Origin of the sequence: Cochlodiniinecator piscidefendens (genome assembly GCF_011326755.1) — a bacterium.
In the GTDB taxonomy this organism is placed as follows: domain Bacteria; phylum Pseudomonadota; class Alphaproteobacteria; order Rhodobacterales; family Rhodobacteraceae; genus Cochlodiniinecator; species Cochlodiniinecator piscidefendens.
In genome coordinates this window covers 807,889-832,068 of record NZ_JAAOIE010000002.1, presented here as the reverse complement: position 1 = coordinate 832,068, position 24,180 = coordinate 807,889, and the positions used below count along the sequence as shown (strand labels likewise).

The 24,180-nt window shown below is 49.8% G+C and carries 23 protein-coding genes; 7 read left to right on the top strand and 16 right to left on the bottom strand.

Features of this window, described 5'->3' with window-relative positions:
• Nucleotides 1-135 precede the first annotated feature (135 nt).
• Complete coding sequence (locus G9C99_RS08800; protein WP_205859836.1) at nt 136-750, bottom strand: DMP19 family protein; 615 nt, start codon at nt 748-750, stop codon at nt 136-138.
• Between the two features lie 231 nt (nt 751-981).
• On the bottom strand, nt 982-1,377 hold the full coding sequence (locus tag G9C99_RS18700) for a helix-turn-helix domain-containing protein (protein WP_407926009.1): 396 nt from the start codon (nt 1,375-1,377) through the stop codon (nt 982-984).
• A 769-nt stretch (nt 1,378-2,146) separates the two neighbouring features.
• Between G9C99_RS18700 and G9C99_RS08790 the strand changes: the two genes are divergently transcribed.
• Nucleotides 2,147-3,181: an alpha/beta hydrolase family protein gene (locus G9C99_RS08790; protein ID WP_166417080.1), complete on the top strand. Its 1,035-nt coding sequence runs from the start codon at nt 2,147-2,149 to the stop codon at nt 3,179-3,181.
• Between the two features lie 97 nt (nt 3,182-3,278).
• On the opposite strand, the gene G9C99_RS08785 is transcribed toward G9C99_RS08790, so the two are convergent.
• A complete protein-coding gene (locus G9C99_RS08785; RefSeq protein WP_166417079.1) occupies nt 3,279-4,418 on the bottom strand; it encodes an alpha-D-ribose 1-methylphosphonate 5-triphosphate diphosphatase in 1,140 nt (379 codons plus the stop codon).
• Nucleotides 4,419-4,498: 80 nt separating this feature from the next.
• Between G9C99_RS08785 and G9C99_RS08780 the strand changes: the two genes are divergently transcribed.
• Complete coding sequence (locus G9C99_RS08780; protein ID WP_166417078.1) at nt 4,499-5,212, top strand: DUF1045 domain-containing protein; 714 nt, start codon at nt 4,499-4,501, stop codon at nt 5,210-5,212.
• Here G9C99_RS08780 and phnN read toward each other — a convergent pair.
• From phnN to phnG, 7 genes are all read right to left on the bottom strand, one after another.
• Nucleotides 5,173-5,712: a phosphonate metabolism protein/1,5-bisphosphokinase (PRPP-forming) PhnN gene (phnN, locus tag G9C99_RS08775; RefSeq protein ID WP_166417077.1), complete on the bottom strand. Its 540-nt coding sequence runs from the start codon at nt 5,710-5,712 to the stop codon at nt 5,173-5,175. The two genes, G9C99_RS08780 and phnN, sit on opposite strands and share 40 nt — an antisense overlap.
• Nucleotides 5,712-6,395 carry a phosphonate C-P lyase system protein PhnL gene (gene phnL, locus G9C99_RS08770; RefSeq protein ID WP_166417076.1) on the bottom strand — a complete coding sequence of 228 codons (684 nt, stop codon included), beginning with the start codon at nt 6,393-6,395 and terminating at the stop codon, nt 5,712-5,714. Before phnL ends, phnN begins: the two co-directional genes overlap by 1 nt.
• Before the next feature lie 2 nt (nt 6,396-6,397).
• Nucleotides 6,398-7,168, bottom strand: coding sequence for a phosphonate C-P lyase system protein PhnK (gene phnK / locus G9C99_RS08765; protein ID WP_166417075.1), 771 nt, complete (start codon nt 7,166-7,168; stop codon nt 6,398-6,400).
• Nucleotides 7,165-8,028, bottom strand: coding sequence for an alpha-D-ribose 1-methylphosphonate 5-phosphate C-P-lyase PhnJ (locus G9C99_RS08760; protein WP_166417074.1), 864 nt, complete (start codon nt 8,026-8,028; stop codon nt 7,165-7,167). Before G9C99_RS08760 ends, phnK begins: the two co-directional genes overlap by 4 nt.
• A 78-nt stretch (nt 8,029-8,106) precedes the next feature.
• Nucleotides 8,107-9,195 (bottom strand): carbon-phosphorus lyase complex subunit PhnI, encoded by a 1,089-nt coding sequence (locus G9C99_RS08755; protein ID WP_166417073.1) that lies wholly within the window; start codon nt 9,193-9,195, stop codon nt 8,107-8,109.
• Nucleotides 9,195-9,761: a phosphonate C-P lyase system protein PhnH gene (gene phnH / locus G9C99_RS08750; RefSeq protein ID WP_166417072.1), complete on the bottom strand. Its 567-nt coding sequence runs from the start codon at nt 9,759-9,761 to the stop codon at nt 9,195-9,197. The genes G9C99_RS08755 and phnH overlap by 1 nt, the downstream gene beginning before the upstream one ends.
• Entirely contained in the window at nt 9,761-10,216 is a 456-nt protein-coding gene (gene phnG / locus G9C99_RS08745; RefSeq protein WP_166417071.1) for a phosphonate C-P lyase system protein PhnG, read from the bottom strand. The genes phnH and phnG overlap by 1 nt, the downstream gene beginning before the upstream one ends.
• A 96-nt stretch (nt 10,217-10,312) precedes the next feature.
• On the opposite strand from phnG, the gene phnF reads away from it, so the two are divergent.
• Nucleotides 10,313-11,032: a phosphonate metabolism transcriptional regulator PhnF gene (gene phnF, locus G9C99_RS08740; RefSeq protein WP_166417070.1), complete on the top strand. Its 720-nt coding sequence runs from the start codon at nt 10,313-10,315 to the stop codon at nt 11,030-11,032.
• Here phnF and G9C99_RS08735 read toward each other — a convergent pair.
• The 5 genes from G9C99_RS08735 to phnC form a co-directional block, all read right to left on the bottom strand.
• The gene (locus G9C99_RS08735) at nt 11,029-11,649 is read right to left on the bottom strand and encodes an LbetaH domain-containing protein (protein WP_166417069.1); all 621 of its coding nucleotides are present in this window, start codon (nt 11,647-11,649) and stop codon (nt 11,029-11,031) included. The two genes, phnF and G9C99_RS08735, sit on opposite strands and share 4 nt — an antisense overlap.
• Before the next feature lie 14 nt (nt 11,650-11,663).
• Entirely contained in the window at nt 11,664-13,049 is a 1,386-nt protein-coding gene (phnE, locus tag G9C99_RS08730; RefSeq protein WP_166417068.1) for a phosphonate ABC transporter, permease protein PhnE, read from the bottom strand.
• Between the two features lies 1 nt (nt 13,050).
• Nucleotides 13,051-13,902 carry a phosphonate ABC transporter, permease protein PhnE gene (gene phnE / locus G9C99_RS08725; protein ID WP_166417067.1) on the bottom strand — a complete coding sequence of 284 codons (852 nt, stop codon included), beginning with the start codon at nt 13,900-13,902 and terminating at the stop codon, nt 13,051-13,053.
• A 64-nt stretch (nt 13,903-13,966) separates the two neighbouring features.
• Nucleotides 13,967-14,869, bottom strand: coding sequence for a phosphonate ABC transporter substrate-binding protein (gene phnD, locus G9C99_RS08720; protein WP_166417066.1), 903 nt, complete (start codon nt 14,867-14,869; stop codon nt 13,967-13,969).
• A gap of 52 nt (nt 14,870-14,921) precedes the next feature.
• Nucleotides 14,922-15,740, bottom strand: coding sequence for a phosphonate ABC transporter ATP-binding protein (phnC, locus tag G9C99_RS08715; protein WP_166417065.1), 819 nt, complete (start codon nt 15,738-15,740; stop codon nt 14,922-14,924).
• Nucleotides 15,741-16,235: 495 nt separating this feature from the next.
• Between phnC and G9C99_RS08710 the strand changes: the two genes are divergently transcribed.
• Both G9C99_RS08710 and G9C99_RS08705 read left to right on the top strand, forming a co-directional pair.
• Complete coding sequence (locus tag G9C99_RS08710; protein WP_166417064.1) at nt 16,236-17,600, top strand: ammonium transporter; 1,365 nt, start codon at nt 16,236-16,238, stop codon at nt 17,598-17,600.
• Between the two features lie 139 nt (nt 17,601-17,739).
• A complete protein-coding gene (locus G9C99_RS08705) occupies nt 17,740-18,459 on the top strand; it encodes a FadR/GntR family transcriptional regulator (RefSeq protein WP_166417063.1) in 720 nt (239 codons plus the stop codon).
• 14 nt (nt 18,460-18,473) lie between these two features.
• Here G9C99_RS08705 and G9C99_RS08700 read toward each other — a convergent pair whose 3' ends face one another.
• A complete protein-coding gene (locus tag G9C99_RS08700) occupies nt 18,474-19,763 on the bottom strand; it encodes an ABC transporter substrate-binding protein (protein WP_166417062.1) in 1,290 nt (429 codons plus the stop codon).
• A 174-nt stretch (nt 19,764-19,937) separates the two neighbouring features.
• Here G9C99_RS08700 and G9C99_RS08695 point away from each other — a divergent pair, with 174 nt between their 5' ends.
• Together G9C99_RS08695 and tdm are read left to right on the top strand one after the other, a co-directional pair.
• Complete coding sequence (locus G9C99_RS08695; RefSeq protein ID WP_166417061.1) at nt 19,938-21,287, top strand: NAD(P)-binding domain-containing protein; 1,350 nt, start codon at nt 19,938-19,940, stop codon at nt 21,285-21,287.
• Nucleotides 21,288-21,529: 242 nt separating this feature from the next.
• Nucleotides 21,530-23,899, top strand: coding sequence for a trimethylamine-oxide aldolase Tdm (tdm, locus tag G9C99_RS08690; RefSeq protein ID WP_166417059.1), 2,370 nt, complete (start codon nt 21,530-21,532; stop codon nt 23,897-23,899).
• Nucleotides 23,900-24,180 lie beyond the last annotated feature (281 nt).

The following is a 24,180-nucleotide window of genomic DNA, read 5'->3' as shown; positions in this document are numbered from 1 at the left end:
ACGCTTATGGTGACAGAAACCTCATCTGCTCCTGCCCCCCAATGTCCGACTACGAAGACGAATAAACCGCCCATCGGGCCATTCTAAAGCAAATCAAAAAGCCCTCCTTTTGGAGGGCTTTTTAGTGACCGGAACTTAACGGTTTTCAATGTTTGAACGCATAAATTGTTCGGGATTATCTTCCACAAACTTTAGTACTTTAGTTTCCAGTTTAGTGAACCAATTCTGTGGGTTTTCATTCCGGTCGCCGCTGTAAGCAGATGTATTGATTTCGGCGGCAGTAACATCATCGATTAACTTTTCTGCCGCTTCGATTGCCGTCCAGAAATCGGCCAATTCATGTTCCTGATCGACAGGAGGTAATTCGGCATGACGTTTGATAACTTCGAGCAATGGTGCCGCAGCAGTTTTGTATGCAGTTAAAAATTCGACTGAAGCCCAATCAGCAAGCACCGACTCAGCATCGCGGATAAGACCGGGGCAATTTGAGAAAAATTGTTCGATTCCTCCATTCAATACCTGACCGCTGAAACAAGCGGTTGTATACAATAACCACTGCCCCTCCGTCAGGTTATCAGCCATGATCTGCGCTTTGAGGCCAGTGAAAGGATATGCTTGGTTCAATTCACGGACGTGTTGTTCGATTGGAGCAGGAAAATAATCTTCAAAGCAGTCGTGAATTTGGGAAGTGACTGGTTCATCTGTCTTAAGCCTTAGCGACGTGTTTAGTGCAGCTATTAAGATGGTCACTATTTTCCCGATGCATATGGTAGGTTGTTGGGGACCTAGTTGTTTATTGATTTGCCAAAAGATGAATACAACCTGCATTGGCCTTTATCGAGCGAGATGATTTCCCCGCGAAAGAACGAGGTCAAAGCCCATATTTAATACTGGATACAAAGCTGGAATATTCTGCAGAAGCGCAAGTAATGCTAGTTCTTTTACGATATAGGCCTGTCGCCAGTAGGAGGGCAAGTTGACCTACCTGCTGTGATTTTGCCGATAAGACGCTGGCGTTTCGTTATAGAGGCGTTGAAATTCACGGTAGAAATTGGAGCGGGTGAGAAAGCCGGAATGCTCCATCACTTTTGCGACGCTTAGCTTGGAATTAAGAAGCAAGTCCGCAGCGTGGTTCAATCGAAAATCATTCACGTATTGCGATACATTCACGCCTTTGGTCTGGTTAATTGCTGCCGACAGCGATCGTGTTGGCACATGGAGACGTTTGGCCAAGCGGTCCACCGTGAGGTCTGTATCAACGTAAAGTTGGGTTTTGAGCAAAAATGCATGTGTTTCTTGTTCGAGTTTTTCGGCTTCTGTGTTCGCGTTTCGGGAAGGTTTTGATTTTGCGTGTTGGGCTGGCGTCTGCGTTGACATCATGACGATGATCGCAATGAGAACGGGCGCCAACAGAAGCGAGGCGTAGGAAATTAAGATAAACACGTTGTCCACGCGCTGCATCATGAAGCTTATCGTGATGGCAGTGTCAAAGGCCAAGAAGGCGAGCAAAAATGCGGCCCCCCAAGCGATCCAGCGTTGTAGGCTTCCGGCCATTTCTAGGCGCGCATAGGTGAGATGGTTTACGCCTTTGAGACGCAGACGGATTAGGGCTACCGCATAAATAAGGTAGCTGAGGCCGATAACCCAATCCATGTTGATCCAGTTGCCAAAGATCATCGGAATTGCAGCGGCGGCAAGAACCGCAATAAGAAGATGGCGAAAGATCACAGGATACCTGTGTGAATTGGACACGGCTAACATAGCAAAAGTGAGATAAAGCAACGGCCCGACAAAAAGCGGAAGCGTGCGTTGCAATGGCAAAAAGCGTTCAATGCCATATCCGAACCGAAGCGCAACCAAAAGCGATTCAATCGCGATGAGGCCGAGGAAGGACGTCAGGAGATTTTGCGACAGGGTGTTGCCGAAATCCAGCCGCCGTGACAGGACACAGGCCACTGCAGACAGCAAGAACGTCAGGATGGGCAGCGGAAAAACGAATAAACCACTTTCCATTGTTGTTCTCCTTTTGGCGGATCTTGTCCTTGATCTTGATCTAGGACAGCGGCGGGTGGGTCAACCTATTGTTCCTACAGCGAAGACTAGCCAGTTTCGAAAGCATCTGAAATCGAAATCTGGAGTCGATGTTATGAAATTCAAAGGTCCTTTGGTCTGTCTTATCTCACTGGTAATGGGCAGTCAGTCCCTATACGCCGATGGCTATCACACGGGGTTGCAAGATCTATCCATTGCAGACGCTGAGGGTGGGCGGCCACTTGAGGGGTATATCTGGTATCCGACGCAACAGTCTGACGGGCAGACAGAGGCGCACGGGAATGCGGTTTGGGAAAGCATATCTGTTGTTCGTGATGCTGCACCCGAAGAGGGGTCACATCCGCTTGTTGTGTTGTCGCATGGGATGTTTGGAAACGCACGTAACCAAGCGTGGCTGGGGGAGGCTTTGGTTGAGCAGGGGTATATTGTTGCGGCTATAAATCACCCGGGGACATCTACATTTTTGCGCGACCCTGATCATCAGCGGGAATTGTGGGAACGTCCTCGCGATATTTCACGCACCATTGATTATATCCTCGAAACGCCAGCGCTGAGTCGGTTGGTGGACGAAGATCGCATTTTTATGGCGGGGCATTCGTTGGGCGGATTTACGGCAATCGCATTAGCAGGCGGGCGGTTCGACACTGAGAAGATGGATCAGTTTTGCGCTAGACACCCCGGAGAGCTGGTGTGTGGAATTTTTGACAGGTGGGATGTAGCGAAGACACCCGAAGACCGCACACGTATCGGTTCAGACTTATCCGATCCTAGGATCAACGGTTTTGCTGTTTTTGATCTTGGAGGCACCCAATCTTTTTCACTTGAAAGCTTAGGTGCGATTGCGCGCCCGATGTTGGTGTATGGGGCACCGTTAGACATTATGGGAATGGATTTAGAGATTGAATCACGCGCGCTTGTTGCTGCTTTACCTGAAGAAAATGTTCAGTACTTAGAGCCTGCGGGTCTATCGCATTTTGATTTTCTGGGCGTTTGCACCGAAAGAGGATTAGCGATCTTGCAGGCTGAGGAACCAGAAGATGCGTTTATCTGCGAGCAAGGGCGTGAAGAGCGTCGGTTAGAGCATAGGCAAATAGCGCAAGAGGTTTCTGAGTTTTTTGGGAGCTTCTAAAAAGCAAAGGCACACATTGGAATTAATGAGTTCTACTTAAAATCTGAGCTGACCTTGGTAAATGATGCCAATGGTCAGCTCTTATCTTGGATTAGCCTTAACCGATCTGTTGGCCCTGTGACCAGACACCTCGCACGACAGGTGCGCCCTGAACACGGCTGATCCGCACGAGATCGCCGCGTAGTCCTGAGCGAATTTGGCCTCGGTCTGTTAATCCTGCCGCTTTTGCAGGGGCAGCGGTAACGGTTGAGATGGCCTTGGGGAGGTCATCCCATAGGTCGGCCAATAGAAATGCTGCTGACATTAGTGCAGACGGCACATAGTCCGACGAAACGATATCAAGCAAATCCAACTCAGCCAGTTCGTGGGCTGCAACATTTCCCGAATGAGATCCACCGCGGATGAGATTAGGAGCGCCCATCATTACGGCGATGCCATGTTCACGACAGGATTTCGCAGCTTCGACGGTTGTGGGGAATTCGGCCAAGCGGATTCCATGGCTTGCGCTGGTGGCTACGTGGGCGGCTGTTGTGTCATCATGGCTGGCCAATACGGCCCCGTAACGTTGTGCAGCGGCTACTGCCTCTGTTTCGTGACGTTCCCCATTTGCGTTGCGCAGGTCTTTGAGACGGCTGACATGAACGTCAAATTCGGGGTCGCTTAGATTATGTTTGCCCTGAACATAGGCCTTGAGTTTACTAAGGTCGCGAAACTGTCGTTGACCCGGTGTATGATCCATCAAACTCACGATGCCAACGCGATCATGAACCCCGAATTCGCGCATTTCTTCGACCAGAGTTTCAGAACAGACTTCGGCGCGAAGGTGTAGGAAATGGGAAATGCGTAATGCACCTGCGTCGCGTAGTTCCCACAATTCGGTCGCCAATTGTCGGGCGTATTTGCCATATTCAGCGCTTTGATCAGGGATGGACCCAACACGCATCGCATCAAAGACGGTGGTAATGCCAACACTGGCAAGTTCACCGTCGTGGGCCAAGATTGCAGCGGCATGTGGCCATCCGACTTTGGGACGGGGCTGGATGTGACGCTCTAGGTTATCTGTGTGTAGTTCGACAAGGCCGGGAATTACAAAATCCCGTTCGCAATCTATAGCTGCCGCTGGTGTGCTACCACCTTGATCAACGTCGGTAATAATGCCGTTCTTGATGTGAATGCTTCCATTAATGACTTCATTTGGAAGAACGATCTGAGCATTAGTTAAAGTTAAGTCGCGCATGGGGTTTCCTGTCTTCTAGACGGCTTGACTCGCACAGATCTGTCACAGAGGTGTGACATGCATGTGTAAGAATGAGCGCTATGAAAAAATTCAAACGTTTTGCTGTGTATTACGCCCCTGAACCGGGGGCCTTTGCAGATTTCGCTGCGGCTTGGTTGGGTTGGAATGCTACCCTTGGCCGTTCTGTGGACATGCCCGTTCTGCCGAAATTGCCGATTGCTTGGGAACAGATCATATCGACCCCAAGCAAGTATGGATTCCATGGAACGATAAAGCCGCCATTTTATTTGGCTGAGGGTTGCACGTTGGGGCAGCTGGAAACTGATCTTGCGCTGTTGGCAGATCGGTTGTCTTCGGTAGAGTTGCCTAGGTTGGCCCTGCAACGCCCGGGTGGGTTTTTGGCATTGGTTCCCAAAGGGGATACCGCTGCTTTGTCTCAATTGGCGGCAGATGTGGTGCAATCGTTGGATCATTACCGCAGACCCGCAAGCCCTGAGGAATTGTTGCGCCGTCGCGCTGCTGGTTTGACACAGACCCAAGACGAAAACTTGGTGCGCTGGGGATATCCTTATGTTTTTCAGGATTTCCAGTTTCACCTGACGCTGAGCAACAGGTTGAGCAACGACATCGCAGAAGCCATTTGCAAAATACTTGAGCCAGCTTTGTTGCCATTGTTGCCTCGCCCATTTGCGATGAGGGATTTGTGCTTGTTCGGCGAAGACAAAATGACAGGCCGCTTTCATCTGTTGCATCGCTATCTGCTCACTGGGGCTAACGCGTCGACAACGGCCTGAACAGAGTGCTCTAACAGGCCGGAGTTGTCGATTTCGATGACATCTAAACCACCGGGCAAGGGTAAATATGCCCGGTCTAATCGACGCTCGATTTCCAGAGGGTTTTCGCGCCCTCTGGCGGTTAGTCGGGCGGCTAAAACATCTCTGTTTGCAGTGATGTGGATGACTTTCAATTCGGGAAAAACTTGAACCGCCTCTGAGAGCATCAAGCGCGAGCCGTTAAAGATTACGGTTTTCCCATTGGCCAATAAATCATTGGTGGATGTTGGAATGCCATAGCTCAGTCCATGCGCCTGCCAGTGCAGAGCGAATAGATTGGCCTTGCGTAATTCTTCAAATTTTTCTGTGCATACGCCTGTGAAATTTTCGCCACCTGCATTTTCTGGGCGTGTGATGGTCCGACGTATCAGGTGTACGTCAGGAAGCTGCGCTTGAGCCGCTTCCATTAGTGTGTCTTTGCCCACGCCTGAGGGGCCAACAACTGCGAATATGCGCGGCATTAGGCGGCCTTTCGTGGGGTGAACACGGATACATCTACTTCTCGATCGGCAACTCGTTCACGTGCTTCTATGTCATGGAAAATCCCTATGATGGCCGCGCCGCGGGCTTTGGCTTCTTCAATCAGTGATAACACCGTATTGCGGTTGGTGGCATCAAGGCTTGCGGTTGGTTCATCAAGCAACATTGCTGGATAAGTATGGGCAAAACCGCGCGCGATATTGACGCGCTGCTGTTCACCGCCAGAAAAAGTCGTAGGCGAAAGTGTCCATAGTGTTTCAGGGATATTCAACCGAGACAGCAAATCCCGTGCGCGGGCAAGTGCGATTTCGCGGTCGCATCCAATGGATAACAAAGGTTCAGCCACAACATCCAAAGTTGAAACACGCGGCACAACCCGCAGAAATTGACTGACATAGCCTAAAGTGTCGCGCCGAAGGGCTAGTATTTCACGTGGTTCCGCCTGTGCAACATCTACATCGCCCACCATGATGCGGCCCGACGCAGTAAGGTAATTGCCGTAGATCATCCGCATCAATGTGGATTTTCCCGCACCGGAGTTTCCGATTAATGCAACGCATTCGCCTGCTGCGACGTCTAAGGATGCGCCTTCGATAACGGGGATTTGCGCGCTGCCTTGATTGTGGAGCGTAAAGTTCTTCGAAACGTTTTCAATTTTTATCATGATCAGGCCTGCAAAACAGATGAAACAAGAAGCTGGGTGTAGGGGTGTTGCGGATCGTCCAATACTTGGTCTGTAAGGCCTGACTCGACGACGTGACCGGATTTCATAACCATCAGCCGATCAGCCAGTAGCCGCACGACCGCTAGATCATGGGTAACAATAATTGCGGACAATTCCATTTCGCGGACCAATCCGCGCAATAGGTCCAACAAACGCGCCTGAACGCTTACGTCTAGCCCGCCCGTCGGTTCGTCCATGAAAACCAGCCTCGGACCGGTCACAAGATTACGCGCAATTTGGAGGCGCTGCTGCATACCACCCGAGAAATCTGAAGGTCGGTCATCAACGCGATCTTCGGCTATTTCTACTCGGTCAAGCCAGTCAATGGCTTTGTCTCTGATATTGCCATAATGTCTGTCGCCAACTGCCATAAGCCGTTCACCGACGTTACCGCCTGCGCTCACGCTCATTCGGAGGCCATCGCGGGCGTTTTGATGCACGAATGCCCAATCGGTACGCAGTAACATTCGGCGTTCAGGCTCAGACATTTTTATGGTGTCGCGCATGCCATCTACGCGGGTATCAAAGTGAACTTCGCCTTGATCGAGTGCCTGATGACCGGCCAAACAGTTTAGCAAGGTGGATTTTCCCGAGCCAGATTCCCCGACTATTCCCATGACTTCACCCGGATAAAGATCAAAGTTTACGTTGGTGCAGCCAATTCGGTTGCCGTAAGTTTTTCGTACATCGCGAACGGATAGAAGCGGGGTCATGCTGCGTTCTCCTTGGGGCTAAATTTGCCACGATGGCCCGCTGATTGTCGGGTTTCGCAGTAATCTGTGTCAGAGCAAACGAACATTCGTCCGCCGTTGTCGTCGATGATGACCTCGTCCAGATAAGTGTGATCAGCGCCGCACAGATCGCATTCATGTTCAGCCCGGGCAGGTTCAAACGGATGATCCTCAAAATCGAGGCTCACCACTTTGGTGAAAGGGGGCACAGCATAAATGCGTTGTTCGCGACCGGCGCCAAACAGTTGGATAGCGGGGCTTTCCAATTTTGGATTGTCGAATTTTGGAATGGGAGAAGGGTCCATCACATAGCGATCTTCCACTTTGACAGGGTAGGCATAGGCCGTTGCAATATGACCGTGACGGGCGATGTCTTCGTACAGCTTCACATGCATTAAGCCGTATTCCTCAAGAGCATGCATTTTACGAGTTTCAGTTTCGCGGGGCTCTAGGAACCGTAAAGGCTCTGGAATTGGAACTTGATAAACGAGGATCTGATCTTCGGTCAGCGGATGTTCGGGAATGCGGTGTCTGGTTTGAATTATTGACGCTTCACTTGTTTGTCCTGTGACCGCAACATCTGCGGTGTTTTCAAAAAACTTACGGATCGAAACAGCGTTTGTTGTGTCATCTGCACCTTGGTCAATGACCTTGAGCGTGTCATCAGGTGTTAAACAAGCCGCAGTTACCTGCACGCCGCCGGTGCCCCAACCATAAGGCATGGGCATTTCGCGGCTGGCAAAGGGTACTTGATATCCGGGTATCGCCACACCTTTTAGAATAGCGCGCCTGATCATACGTTTGGTTTGTTCATCCAGATATGCGAAATTGTAATCAGACATTGGCCATCCTCAGAAAATCATCGTGTTTTGTAAGCAGGGAAGGTGGTTTGATGTGTTGTGAAAAAAGAGAGTTCGCCATTATTCAGCCGCCTCTTTATGTGCAGCAGCTTGTGCTTCGCAGCGGAGTTTACGCACCAATTCCAGTTCAGATTGGAAATCGACATAATGCGGTAATTTGATATGTTCTAAGAAACCGGTCGCTTGGATATTGTCTGAATGGCTTAAGACGAATTCTTCGTCTTGTGCAGGAGCCCCTAGATTATCTTCGCCCAATTCTTGCCAACGCAATGCGCGATCCACCAGGGCCATCGAAATGGCTTTTCGCTCCAATTGACCGAACACCAATCCATAGCCGCGCGTAAACTGAGGCGGTTCGGATTTCGATCCTGTAAACTGGTTTACGGTTTCGCATTCCGTTAGCGTGATTTCCCCGATTTCTATTGAAAAACCGAGCTCTGCGATCTCCATTTCAACTGATATTGTGCCAATGCGCAATTCGCCAACAAAGGGGTGGTTGCGCCCATACCCACGTTGAGTGGAATACGCCATGCCCAAAACAAAGCCTTCGTCGCCACGTGTGAGCGTTTGCAGTCGTAGGGCCCGATTTGCGGGATACTCCATCGGTTCGCGGGTCATGTCTGGCGGCGTTTCATCAGATGGTACTTCGGTTTGAATCAGATCATCTTTGTTCAGAAAATCAGTGATCCTTGGCATGTCTGCAGTTTGGGGTATCGCATGATTTGCTGTTGGTACCTCGCCGTCGGCTGCCAATTTGAAATCAAGAAGCCGATGCGTGTAATCGAAGGTCGGCCCTAGAACTTGTCCGCCCGGCGCGTCTTTGAAGGTTGCGCTGATACGTCGATCACATGTCATTTTTCCGGTGTCGACCGGGTCAGAATACCCAATCCGTGGCAGCGTGGTGCGATAGGCGCGGATGAGAAAGATTGCCTCAATCAGGTCACCGCGAGATTGTTTAATCGCCAGCGCCGCGAGATCAGGGTCGTATAGCGATCCTTCCGCCATCACCCGATGCACGGCCAAGGTCATTTGTTCGCGTATTTGGGGCAGAGTTAGTTCCGAGACGTTGACATCTCCGCGGCGTTCTTCGGCGAGCCAAGCATGAGCATTATCAATAGCCCGTTCACCACCTTTGACGGCAACATACATTAGTTTGCCTCCACTTTTGTTGATCTGGGTAGTGCGGCGAGCTGCACGCCTGCGGTAAAATAAAAATCTAAACCCATGGGAAACAAAGCGTTGTTCTGCTGAAAAGCAGCCACATCAGGCAAAGACAGATAGGCGTGGTCCTTAATTCCGGGTCCAGTTAAACGCGGGCCTGTTGTGGTAAGGGTCTCTAGCTCAACGATCAGGGTTGTAGATCTGTCGGGGTATTCTGGGGTGCCCGTCGGAAACTCTGTAAGTTGAAGCGTGTCCCAAGTTCCCAATGCAAACAGAGCAGAGGAGGCGGCAACAAACGGGGCGCCTATGTGAAATGCGATCCATTCTCGTAAGGCAGGGCGATCGTGAGAAGGTGCTAAATAGATTGGTGTCTCTTGGTCGCATAACGTGAGCAATAGTGTTGCAGCGGCTTCCGAAACAGGGGTTGGCGCATTGCCGCCGCTTAGGGTTTCAATATTACCCGGGCGAGCCATTGTTGACAGCGCTGCGCGAAAGGCCAGTGCAGATTGTTTTGGGGGGGTATCGAACCCACCCTGAAGGCTGGTTGTCGACATCAGTCTTCTCCTCTGACCATAGTAAAAAACTCAACTTTTGTGGCTGCGGCTTTGGCCGCGCGGGTATTGAAGTTTTCAGCCGCGCCATGGGCAAGGGGGTGCAAAACGGTTGCTTCAACCTCGCCGGCATGGGGTGTCTGCATCATGGCGTCGATGATTGCGGCACGTTCTGCGTGATCTTTGTCGCGCCCTTGCACGTAGGCATGCCCCACTTCGCCTGTTTGTAGACGCAACGCGCAACGAGTGACGGTCATTTCCCCGACATTAAATAGGGCACCGGTACCGCCCATACGACCACGCACCATTGCGCCGCCGGTTTCTGGCGCCCGTAGCCAGCTGTGTTGGGGTTTGCTTTTTAGACGCTCAAACAGCGTATGCAATTGTGTCGCTGGGGCTTTGGCCAGAAGGCCCATCCAGCGTTTTCGCGCGTTAACTTTGATATCAGTCGGGGTCATTTATACACCTTGCCGATTTGTCTATATTTATATACAACTAGACAAATATTAACTGCGAGATCATCCACTCAGCAAGAACAATGATGTGAATTTTTAATGACACAAAGCGCGCGTACCCCCGTCTGGAAATCTATTGCAGAGACGTTGGAAAACGAAATTGAACACGGTCACTATCGTGCCGGCGACAAGCTACCGACCGAAGCGGAGCTTGCGTCACGCTTTGGTGTCAATCGGCACACTGTACGTCGAGCTTTGGGCGATATGGCTGAACGAAACATCCTACGTTCGCGGCGTGGGGCAGGGGTGTTTGTAGAGTCCGCCCCGACGGATTATCCGATTGGGAAAAGGGTCAGTTTTACCCAAAATATTCAGGCAACGGGTCGTTTGCCGAATAAACAGCTTCTGCGCTTAGAGGAACGTTCTTGCGATAGTAGTGAGGCTAAGGTTTTGGATATTCCGATTGGCGCGCCAGTTTTGGTGTATGAAGGACTCTCGCTTTCTGGTGATACGCCCATCGCGCATTTTGTGAGTATTTTCCCGTCTGAGCGTTTCCCACACATGAGTGAAATTCTTAAGACTGTGAGTTCGGTGACAGAGACTCTGAAGCATCAGGGAATTGACGATTATGTTCGCCGGGATACTCGTATCACAGCGGAGTTAGCCACCCCAGTGCAGGCATTGCATCTACGGATTAGGGCAGGAGATCCGTTATTGAAATCGGTGGGCGTGAATACGACATTGGATGGTACCCCAATTGAACAGGGGCAAACCTGGTTCGCAGCGGAACGCGTGGCATTAACTGTCGCACGCGATTAAGGGCTTTCGTATTTTTCCAAAAATGCATCAATAGATAGGGTGCGAAAATCACCTAAGCGGATACGCAACACATCGTGTGGCCAGTCCCACCAAGCAAAGGAAATGAGGCGCTCGGTTATTGTATGAGAAAAACGCGCGCGGATCGGTTTGGCTGGTATGCCTGCAACGATAGTGTAGGGGGCGACATCTTTGGTTACGACTGCATTTGAGGCAACAATCGCGCCATGACCAATGGTGACTTCGGGTCGGACAATAGCAGCATGTCCTATCCAGGTGTCATGACCGATCGTGGCCCGTCGCGACTTGCGATGTTCAAAGAACGCTTGGTCATTTTCTACGTTTTCAAAATAGTCCTCAGAGCGATAGAGAAAGTGATGAAGGGATGCCTTATCCATCGGATGATCGGTTGGGCCAATTCGGGTAAAGCTGGCGATATTGGAAAACTTACCTACGCTGGTATTGGCGATGTCGCTGTAGCGGTCGCAATACGAATAATCATCCAATGTTGAATGGGTAATTCTGCTGCCTTGGCCAATTTCAACGTAGCGGCCAAGGTGGCTTTCGGTTATCGCACAATCGGCGTGTAAATATGGCGCATTAGCTCGTAGCTTAGTCATTTCTTACGCTTTCTTTATGGAAGAAAAAGAGGCTCAAGTTTGCCCTTTTCTTCGCTATCAGCGGATTGAGATTTCGGGCGGCGAGGTTTTTCCGCATCTGAGCCAGTGATCAATTTACGGCGCAGCCATCCCGAAAGGCTGTCCATCATCATCACCATGAGAATGATCAAAGTAATGTAGTAGGTTACCTCTTCCCAATCTTTTTGGGTGATCATGGCTTGTGTTAGCAAAAGCCCAATACCGCCCCCGGTAATTGCACCGATGATCGTAGCGCTGCGTGTGTTGGCCTCTAGGTAGTAAAACACTTGGCTTAGCAAAACGGGCGTGATCTGAGGAATAACGCCAAAGCGGTAATGCTGGATAGGTTTAGCGCCGGTGGAGGCAATACCTTCGATTTGTTTTTCATCCACATTTTCTAATGCTTCAGAGAACATTTTCCCAAAACTGCCCGTATCGGTCAGCAATATTGCCAATGCGCCTGTCATCGGTCCTGGGCCGAAGGCGCGTGATAGCAAAATCGTCCAGATTAACGCGTCCACACCCCGGAGGAAGTCAAACACGCGTCTGATGCCAAATCGGACTGTGCGAAATGGGGTGAAATTGCGCGCGGCTAAAAATCCAAGCGGGAGAGAGATAATAGCAGCGCCAAATGTTCCTAGAAACGCCATCAAAATCGTTTCAAACAGGGCCCAAACAACGTCGCCGTGACGCCACATCGTGTTATTCCAAAAGTCGTGTACCGCACCAGAAATATTAGAGTGCTCTGGAGTAAGCTGCTCTCCGAACAAGATTTCACCGAAGCTATGCCCATGATAGGGGCTATCGAGTGTGAAGAAAAAGAGCTCCCAACCAGGGAAGTAGTTGAAAACCTCGGTGCGACTCCGCGTCAGAGATACGCGACCTTCGTCAGTGGTGATTGCCAGACGCGTATTTGAAAGAGAAATCCAATCAGGGATGTCATCGGTCAAATTCGTAACAACTTGGCGACCCTCGATGCCAGCTTCGATTGTACCGAATTCAGGAACGACATAGCGCAATCTGTTATCAGGTAAGAAGGTAACTTCGTGCCCTGACCCCAGCGATATTACAGTTGTGGCGTCATTCTGAGACGCCCAATCGGGTAGTGTTCCCTCTGGGTAGCTGCCTTTGCGTTCCCCTTCGATGGCCGCAGTTACATCGCCTGTGCGATTGTCGCGGGTAATGTGGGTTTTATAGCTCCAAGTGTCGCGGGTGAGTGTTTGCGCGTTGTCCCAACGCGCACGTTCAACCAGGCCAACAAAGTCAAACGCCAAAAAAACATAGATCAGATAGGCCGCAATGACTGCAGGAAACGCAAACCCAAACAGTTTTTTACGGGTGAATAGCCGATCAGCGGACATATAAAGTTCAGCGGTAGCCATATCAGTGGCCCCCTTTGTGTGTAAGTGCATTGCGGACGTAACCAGAAAGCTGATCAAAAAAGACGATCGTTCCAAATAAAAGAATGAAGATCGCAGCAGCTTCGTCGTATTTACCAAGGCCCCATGACATGGCATTTTTGAGCTCATAACCAATGCCGCCAGCGCCTACAAAACCAAGGATAGCGGAGGCTCTGATATTGATTTCAAAACGCAGCAAGGCGTAGCTAAAATAATTCGGAACGACTTGGGGAATGACCCCCAACCACATACGCTGAGACCACGTTGCGCCAACGGATGATAGGCCTTCGACCGGCTTTAAGTCGGCGTTTTCATTCACTTCGGAAAACAGTTTTCCGAGGGCACCAGCGGTATGAAACGTGATGGCCAGCATGGCGGGGACTGGACCTCCGCTCAGGACAAAGATCAGAACCAGTGCGATAACGATTTCAGGAATGGCACGCATAATGTCCATGACACGGCGAAATACTGGGATTAAGCGCGGCCAACGCGCAAGGCCACGGGTTGATAGTAAGGATAATACAACCGCGAGAAGCCCGCCTACCAAAGTCGAAACAGCTGCGATGTTTATTGTTTCGACCAACGCGGGCAGAAAGGTGAGTAAATGACCCGGTAGTTGATCCAATTTAGGAACCGCGTCACCAATGACACCAGCAGGAAAATCGAAAATCTGAGGCAACCCAGACCAAAAACCACCTGCATTGCGGTCGTTTGCCAGCATAAAGCCGGACACCAACAACAAAATGAAAATTGCCAACATCACGCCGCTATAGAGGCGCTTGCGTTGTATCAGAGCGGTGTAGCTCTCTTTGGGTGATAATCCGGTATAGGCCATGTTATCCTCGGCAAAAGCAAAGACCCCGGTCGTTATGTCCGGGGCCCATTTTGTTTTGAGTCGATTATTGGTTTTTCGAACGGCGTGCTTCGATGATTGAGAGATATGCGTCGTGGCCAATTGGGTCAAAACCAAGAGAGTCACCCCCAGCCACATTATATGTGCAATCTGGATCGGTTTCGTTCAGCTGGTCCATCAGTTCAGTCATGGTATCTTTGACATCCTGCGGCAAGGCGGTGCGCAGCACAATCGGACCCTCCGGAATCGGAGCAGAACGCCAGATTTCAACAAGGTCGTTCATGTCGACCAAACCAGCATCAACCGCGCGACGCAAAGCGCCCGAGTTATAGCCATCTTCCCATTCGCCCTGCGCATCAGCCCATGTAACGCCACCATCAACGTCGCCATTGTTTACAGCAACGATGGTTTGTTCGTGACCACCGGTAAAACGCACATCGCCAAAGTAGTCGCCTGGCTCCATCGTGGAACCTGTGGCCTGCGGAATTTCGATGGATGGGATCAAATAGCCTGAGGTGGAGTTGGGATCGCCAAATCCAAAAATGCGCCCTTGCATATCGTCAAGCGAGGCAACACCGCTGTCAGCGCGGGCAAAGCCGATGGAGTGATATCCATAAGACCCATCCAGGTTGATTTTAACCAATACTGGTTCAACAGCGTTTGCGTCAGCAATGTATGTCGCTGCATATGAAGATGCACCCAGCCACGCCATATCGATTGTACCACCAAGCAAACCTTGGATAACGCCGTTATAATCAGCCGGCGCAAACAAATTGACTTCGACGCCAAGTGCTTCTTCGGTGTAAGCACGCAAGCATTCTTGCTTTGTTAGGCGGTCTTGCGCGTTTTCGCCGCCCAAGATGCCGATGTTAAACTGTGTAATGTCTTGTGCAAATGTTGGCGTTGTTAAAGCAGTTGTTGCAAGTACAGCAGCAATTAGTTGTTTCATCTTCGTCTCTCCGTGAGGTTTATTCGGCGACATGCCAGGGTAGAAGATTGAGTTAAGCGATTTCAGTTTGTGCAAGAGCTGGCGCAGTACTTTCGAAATCGCGAATTTCGGTTGAGGTTGCAGCCTCAGAAAAATCTTGGCCGGCACCGTAAATGTCGCGGGCAGCACCTGTGGTCAGTTGATCTGGAGTACCGTCAAAAACAATCCGGCCATCCCGCATCCCGATGATGCGATCACAATAGCGACGCGCGGTATCTAGGGTGTGTAAGTTGGCCAACACCATCCGGCCGTCTTCTTCGTGAATGCGGCGAAGGGCCTCCATGACGGTTTGGGCATTCATGGGGTCAAGAGAGGCAATAGGTTCATCAGCCAGAATAATTTTGGGATCTTGCATCAAGGCGCGTGCAATCGCGACACGTTGCTGTTGCCCCCCCGAAAGTGCTTGGGCTCGTTTTGACATATGGTCGGCAATGCCGAGGCGGTCTAAAATGTCTATGGCTTTGTGGATGTCTTCGGTTGGGAACAGATTGAACATGGTGGCTAGCGTAGATCGCTTGCCCAATGTGCCGTGCAATACATTGGAAACTACATCCATGCGCGGTACCAGATTGAACTGTTGGAAAATCATTGCGCAGGCTGATTGCCAATCGCGGCGGTCATGGCCTCTGAGCGTTAGAACATCACGGCCTTCAAATAGGATTTTACCTTCGGAGGCATCGTTCAACCGATTGATCATGCGCAAGAGCGTAGATTTACCCGCGCCGGATCTACCAATCACGCCAATCATTGCGGGTTTCTCAACAGAGAAGTTAGCATTATCAACGGCGATGTTTTTGCCGAAGTGTTTAGTCAAATTTTCAACAACAAACATGTTAATCCCCAAGTTTCTGGGGCGGACGATGATCATTTTCGATTGCGGATTTGTGACGGGAACTCAAAAGTTATGTGACACTTAAGTCGATCCGTAATTCGAGGAGGATGGGTTTCAATAGGTCGTTTCAAGCGAGATACGGGGCGGGTTGTATACGTACTTGGAGCTTCGACCACTAGAACAACGAATCTTGGAATGGTTAACCAATACTCATAATATTTGGAAGATATCCCTGAATTGGTTCTGATACAGTACATGATTTTGGGTGTATTTTTCACTTCATCGCCTTGTTAATAAATAAATTTTCCTGAAAATTAAAAAAATGATTGATTTGGTCCAATATTGGCTCATGATCTGTGTGCGTCTGTTTGGTTCAGTTTTTGGTCTTAATTGGTGCCAAGGCAGAAATATTGGTTGTATTTAAGATGCTTCCAGTTTCGCAAAAATGATCGCCAAAAGAGCGATGGAAAAATAGAAACCAAAAGGGAAACGACTATGACTCTCGACGTGAGCGCGATACACGCAGGACAAGTCACACTAAATTCGTTAGTGCAAAACGTCCTATACGCCTCAGGAACTGTTGGTGCGATACTGGTAGTGGTTGGTCTGCTACTGATTGATGCCGGAACCGCTAGGCGCAAGAACCTGTTTAATTCAACGATCGAAAAGACTCTGGGGTTCTTCCTCGGTTTCGCTACATATTACATGGTGGGCTTTGGCCTTTGGGCTGGACAATATTACATCATGGAAGGCGCTACCATGATGGATTCAATCAATGATTGGTGGCTAGGGGGAGGTCTGACAAACGCGCTTGCCCATCAAACCGATCCGGGTACGTTCCCAGGCTTGAATACCTTCCAGATCTTTATCTTCTTCCTCGCTACATTTGCAGGGATCATAAATATTCTACTGCATTTCTCGGTTTCAGAGAGAATGAAAGCCTCGGCTTATTTCATCACATGTATCGTAGCTGCTGTCGTTTCATCCGCACTAAGCTATGCGACTTGGGGCTCTGTTGGGCCTTTGACCAATGCCGGTTTTCACGATTTCTTTGGCGTTGGTTTTGTATACCTGTTCCCTGCAGGCATGGCGTTGGTGTTTACACTAAAGCTTGGCGCGCGCCCAGGTATGATGGCGCCACACCCACGTGTTAGGGCTTATCTTGCGCCGAGTATCGGTTTGTGTGCACCAGGGTTGCTGTTGATATTTGCGGGCTTGCCAATGGTTATCTTGTCTTGCTTGTTCTTCTTCGATCCCGAAGCGTTGGCTGTCAGCGTAACAATGGCGAACACAAGTGTTGGCATTGCAATTAATAACTATGCTCTGGTTTGGGCTGGTGGTGCGATCACTGGTTTGATTATCGCTTATAAGTCTGGAAACTATGCATATACTTTACTTGGTCCGCTTGCTGGTTATGCTGCCGGGGCATCTGGGTTTGACGTATATTTGCCATGGGAAGCCTTCATTGTTGGTCTAATTGCGCCACTGGTTGCGTATGCGGTTTATGAATTTACGCTGAAACGCGGCATTGATGAACACAAGCTTTTCCCATTGTTTCTAGGATGTGGTACTTTTGGTATGTTGGTCTTGGGGATATTCAAGGCAGGCACACCGCGCGGTGGATACTTTGGCATCGAAGAGGGGGCCTATGCATTCCAGCATGGTGAGATTTCCTTGATGATGCAGGTTGCGGGTATTGTAACTTGTATCGGTACGGGTGTCGTAACGGCGTTCATCCTGTCCGTTATCCTTGAAAAAACCGTTGGGTTGCGCGTGAGCGAAGAGGACCAAATCAATGGTCTAGATGCAAAAATCTGGGGCCTAGAGCCTGACGTTGTTACCCACGCCGACAATAACTGATCTGTGTCGTATATGAATTGAATAGGAGGCCCCAGTTAGCTCATGCTGGGGCCTTCTGTCGTGTCGGTAGCTTGAACTTCCAACACAAATTGCGATAGTATATAATTTAAAGATGCGCCAAATGGCGGCGGAGCATTAAATGAGCCAGACAATAAATGTTGATCTCTCAGAAGGTCAGGCTATCGGTGAAACGGTTCGTATCGTTATGGGTACGCTTTTTGGCCGAATACAGTCAGGCGAATATCCGACAGCGTCAAGGTTACCGAGTGAACGCGCGCTCGCGGCCGAACTTGGTGTTTCGCGCAATACCGTCCGCGAAGCGTTGGATGTTTTGGAAATGCGCAAGATGATACGTCGCCGACAGGGCAGCGGAAGTTTTGTTATATTTCAAACAGAGCAGATCGAGGCCCCAATCCCTGGGTCTGTCGGGGAGCGATCCAGCCCCTTGGACCATTTGATTGTTCGTTCAATCATTGAGCCAGAAATGACACGGTTGGCTGTGATGAATATGACGCCAAAGCAACTTGATCGATTATCGAAGACTATTGTACAGATTGAAGCCGTCCGAACAGATTTGAACGAATTTATTCGGCTCGAAGAGGAATTCTATCGGCAGATTGCACAAGCAACGCGTAATCCTTTGTTGGAATCGTGCTATGAAATGATAATTGAAGCGTGTCGCCAAAGCTTCCGTACGGCTTTGATGCGAAAGCATCTAACACCGGATCGCATCCAAGATTTTCAAACGCGGTTTAACTCGTTGTTTAATGCGATCGCAGCGCGTGATTTAGAGGCTGCTGTTGAAATTACCAAGTTGCACCTTGTGGAGGAGCAAAAGCTCTTTATGCACGAAAGTTAAACACACTCTGGCGCCTAGCCAAAAATTGCAGTTGCCATTTGCTCTGGGTTTTCAATGCGTTGTTGCCATAGTTGCCCCATTTGCTTCATATGATGCCGGAACAGTTTTTCGTGCTTGTCAAGCCAGTCGGAAATAGAAACAAACTCAGTAATGCGCGCTTTTCCTGACTGAATTGTCACTACGGGCCAATCACCGATTAATGCGTTATCAATACCAAAAACGCTTTCGCCCCACCAGCGCGCTGGGCCGAATGCATGGGTAACTGGGTCCATTTGTTTCATTGTGGCCATGACCGAAACCGGATGAACTGACGCGACCTTTTCGACGGCTGCTTGCCATATGTCCAAAATCGCGACGTATTCCCAGCTTACCGCGCTCCAGGTGCCTGGATAGCGGGTGTTGTATTCTTTGAAAAACGTGCTGGGCTTGTTCACAAATGTGGAATTGCGCGCAAGTTTGGGATCGTCGAAATCGGGGAATTGGAAAATGGTTCCTTCCATGAATTCCATTGAGGTGCGTGCGACGAGACGTTGATAATCGTCTAGGGTGCAGGACATGATTTTACCATCATAGCCTTGCGCATGCGCGTATTCCGTCATCTCGTTGACCATTGGCGTGTAGCTTGTGCACCAACAGATTAGATCTGGTTTCGTATCCAGCATTGGTTGAACGATATCTGCAACGCTGATGTTGTCAGGGTCGTATAGCACATCTTTAACCACGTTAATGCCGGCGGCCTCAAAAGCTGCGCGATAGGTTGCAATTGAAGGTAGACCAAGTGCATCTTTCTGGCTGCACAGAGCAACGCGGCGGACAGATTGGTGGTTGCGCGCGAGCCAATCAACCCCAGTAACATTGTACAAGGGATGCACTTCAGAGGGCGAAATCAGGTATCTCGTGTCAGGTGATAGGTCGCTCGGCAGCAATGTCGAGGTGAGCACTTTGTTCTCAGTGAGAAACCTTCGCGCTTTGGTTAGTGTGTCGCCGCCGAGCATCATCAGGAGCTTGACGTTTTCTGACTGGACCAAATGCCGGGCACCTGCCATGGCGCGGTCAGCGTCGTATCCACAATCAAAAGGGACAATCTCTACAGGATATCGGCGTGCTCCAATGAGTAAGCCGCCTGCTTGGTTCAGCCAATCTTGCCACAACCTGCATCCATTTAAACCAGGCAACCCCCAAGAGCTTACGTCCCCCGAAAGAGGGGCTAAAAAGCCTATTTTTATGGCTTCATCGGTCCCGACTTGATCATTCGGGAGCAGAGATGACATGGCAATACGGTACGCGAAACTGGACGTTAGCATGTCTCTGTTTACCACTCAAACCAATCAAGTCAAAAATAAAAGCTGTGTCTGATCAACCTTTGCTCCTTACGTATATTTTTTTCCTATTAAGAAAGTAACTTGACTCTGTGGTACCAAATATAATCAAGTGGTTTAAGCCAATAGAGCCAATATAGAACCAACACGGAGACAACGATGACCAATAAGCGTATCGCGATTATCGGAGCAGGACCCTCTGGTCTGGCACAGCTGCGCGCCTTTCAATCCGCTGCAGAAAAGGGCGAGGAGATCCCGGAAGTTGTCTGTTATGAAAAGCAGGACAACTGGGGTGGCCTTTGGAATTATACTTGGCGCACAGGTTTGGATGAAAATGGTGAGCCAGTGCATTGTTCAATGTATCGCTACCTTTGGTCCAATGGTCCAAAAGAGGGGCTTGAGTTCGCCGATTATTCATTTGAAGAGCATTTCGGCAAACAGATTGCATCTTACCCACCACGCGCAGTTTTGTTTGATTACATTGAAGGCCGCGTTTTGAAGGCGAATGTTCGGGATTGGATTCGTTTCAATCATGCGGTGCGCTGGGTTAACTATGATGAAAAGACCGCTAAGTTCACCGTTACTGTGCATGATCACAACATTGACAGTACAACTTCGGAAGAATTCGATCACGTGATTTGCGCTTCGGGTCATTTCTCAACGCCGAATGTTCCCTATTACGAGGGCTTTGAGGCATTCAACGGCCGCCTTGTGCATGCGCATGATTTCCGCGACGCACGTGAATTCTCGGGTAAAGATATTTTGGTTGTGGGCTCTTCCTATTCTGCGGAGGATATTGGTTCTCAGTGTTGGAAATATGGTGCTAAGACTGTTACCAGCTGCTACCGCTCAGCGCCGATGGGATTTAACTGGCCTGACAACTGGGAAGAAAAACCTGCCATGCAGAAGGTCGAGGGGAATACAGTTTTCTTCTCAGACGGGACCACTAAAGACGTAGATGCAATTATCTTGTGCACAGGGTACAAACATTACTTTAGCTTCCTTCCCGATAATCTGCGCTTGAAAACGGCTAATCGCCTCGCTGCAGCGGAGCTTTATAAAGGTGTCGTCTATGCACATAATCCCAAGATGTTCTATCTTGGCATGCAGGACCAATGGTTCACCTTTAACATGTTTGATGCCCAAGCTTGGTGGGTACGTGATGCAATCATGGGTAAAATCGACATTTCAACGGTCTCTAAAGATGCCATGATGGCAGACGTGAAAGAGCGGGAAGAGCGTGAAGAGGCAGATGACGATATAAAATATGCCATTCAATATCAGGCGGATTATGTCAAAGAGCTGGTCGCTGAAACAGATTATCCAAGCTTTGACATCGATGGAGCTTGTGCTGCATTCTTTGAATGGAAAAAGCATAAAGCCGAAGACATCATGGGCTTCCGGAACAATCGCTACAAGTCAGTCATTACCGGTACCACGGCCCCTGTTCATCATACGCCTTGGAAAGAGGCGCTCGATGACAGCATGGAAGCCTACCTTCAGAACTAAGGTAATAAAATTTAGGGAAGCAAGGGGCATCTTTGGGCCGTTTGCTTCTTTATGCGAAGTGGCGTTCTTTTTTGTAGATAGCAGGTCATGATTGGGCTGCTAAATTAGAGCGCCACCCGCAACTACACGAAATCCCTATATGTCCCAGGTGCGGCTTTGTCGTTCGAGGGCGTGGGGGCCCATGAAGATAGAATTGGTGGCAACAAAAGAGCCATATCGGTTTCGCTCAAGAGGTGTAAAATATGTTGGATTCTGAATATCCCAATGTGATTGGTGGCCCGCCAAAGCCGAGTGTTGTTATAGAACCAACAGTGTTCTCCATGCCCCCGGGGACAGAGCGCTATGTCGTAGATGGCGCAAGCGCAATTTTAATACGGTTAGAGCCGGGGGATCGTTTAGAGTGCGAAAATTCTGAAGGCGGCCAGACGTGCGAAATTGCTTGCGCCGATCCTAGCGGTCGGTTCGACGCTGGATACATAGGTGCAACTGATACCGGTGCGGCAGTCGGACTACAGTCTTTGCTGGCCACAAGTAATAAGTCCATGCGCAGTCTGAGGTTGGGTATAGAAGCCCGGGGCTTAGATGTTGCAAGCGCAACTGCAGTATCCTTTTTCGACGAAAACACGGCGGCCAAGACGACTGAAACATTCACCGTTCATGAAGAATGCCATGCGATCATTACGGCCCCCGGTGATGTGATGGATTTTGAGCGGCAAAATACGGCAACACCTCTAACCATTTATGTACGCCGCGCTGTTCTGACGGGGCGGCCCAAGTTCGAGTTGCCCGATCCTCTCGCTGAACCTTTGCAAAGTATCCGGGTACACTCAGCAACGGCGGAAACGTTTTTTGTCAAAGCAGGGGACTATATTCAGGTTCAAGATGTGGATGGCCGCCAATGTACGGATTTTCAGTGCTTTTCTGCACGTAAGCTGGATAAAGGGATTGAGCATCCGCTGGATGTCACCACGACGCGTACTGTTTTACACCATAATTATGCAATGCCGGGTCTGCATGCAAAATACTATGACCAGGAAATGATACCACTGGTCGAAGTAATTCAAGACACGTGTGGGCGGCATGACTCCTTTGCGTTGGCATGTACTGCAAAGTATTATGACGATATCGGTTATCCGGGGCACATCAATTGTTCAGATAATTTCAATGCTGCTTTGGCTAATCATGGCGTCACTCCACGTGCCGGTTGGATGGCTGCAAACTTCTTCTTTAATACCGCGCTGGATGAACATGGGGTATTAACTTCGGATGAGCCATGGTCTCGCCCTGGCGATTACGTTCTTCTTCGTGCGTTGACTGATGTTGTTTGCGTCAGTTCTGCGTGTCCTGATGACACTTCAGCAGCCAATGGTTGGAACCCCACAGATATTCACGTGCGCGTATATAGTGGCAATGAGTCCTTTCAGCGTTCTATCGCTTTTCGTCCCACCCCAGATGCGGAACCCCAAATGACAAAAGAAACAGGATTTCATGACCGGTTCGCCCGGTTCACCGAGAATTTCATCGAGTATAATGGGTTCTGGTTGGCCAATTGCACATCCACCGCAGGTCCGATCGAAGAATACCACGCATGCCGTCAGAAGTGTGTTGTGTTGGACCTTAGCCCACTGCGTAAATTCGAAATCACTGGACCCGATAGCGAGGCCCTTTGCCAATATGTCTTTACGCGCAACATGAAAACTCTTCCGGTCGGGGGCGTTGTGTATTCGGCGATGTGTTACCCGCATGGCGGCATGATCGATGACGGCACCGTATTCCGATTGGGCAAAGATAACTTTCGCTGGATTGGTGGTTCTGACTACGGCGGAGAGTGGATCCGCGAAAAAGCAGAAGAATTGGGCCTTAAAGTTCTTGTGCGTGCTTCTACGGATATGCAGCACAACATTGCAATCCAGGGCCCAGAAAGCAGGGACTTGCTGAAAAAAGTCGTCTGGACAGCGCCGCATCAACCAAATTTTGAAGACCTCGATTGGTTCCGTTTTACCCCGGCCCGGATTGGCAATGACCATGGTATTCCTATCGTCGTAAGCCGAACTGGTTACACTGGCGAATTAGGTTATGAAATATTTTGCCATCCGAAGCACGCGGGCGAAGTTTTTGATGCTGTGTGGGACGCAGGTCAAGACCACGGCATTCGGCCGATGGGTTTGGAGGCGTTGGATATGGTTAGGATTGAGGCTGGTTTGATTTTCGCTGGGTATGATTTTAGCGATCAAACAGACCCTTTTGAAGCTGGGATCGGTTTTACAGTGCCGCTCAAGTCTAAGACAGATGACTTCATCGGGCGTGAAGCTTTGATTCGGCGTAAGGAAACGCCTGCGCGTAAATTGGTTGGTCTGGATATTGATGGTGCGGTCGATGTGGCGCACGGTGATTGTGTGCATATTGGTCGCGCTCAGATCGGTGAGGTAACGTCGTCCATGCGTTCGCCGATATTGGGTAAAAATATTGCGCTGGCTCGGGTGGATGTGACGCATTATGCGGTCGGCACTCAGGTTGAAATTGGCAAACTCGATGGGCATCAAAAACGCCTTCCAGCCACAGTGGTCCCTCTTTCCCATTACGACCCGCAAAAGACACGACCGAGGTCTTAATTACGCATAATAGGTTCTCTTTGCGAACGCTGAATTGAGTAGAAAAAACACCTGAGGTGTTAACTCAATTCCCATGTTAAATTTGAACCGTCACAGAATGTTCCCTCTCCATTAGGAGGGGGCGTTTCAGAGCTGAAAGTCACTACATCAACACATTAGGCTGCCAGCTGTTTAAGAGATTATTGGCGGTATCTATAAGAAGTGGAATTCGGCTGTGATGGGCTTCAATCGCGTTAGATATGACACCTCAATACAATGGTCGCTTCGAGCTACCCAATGAT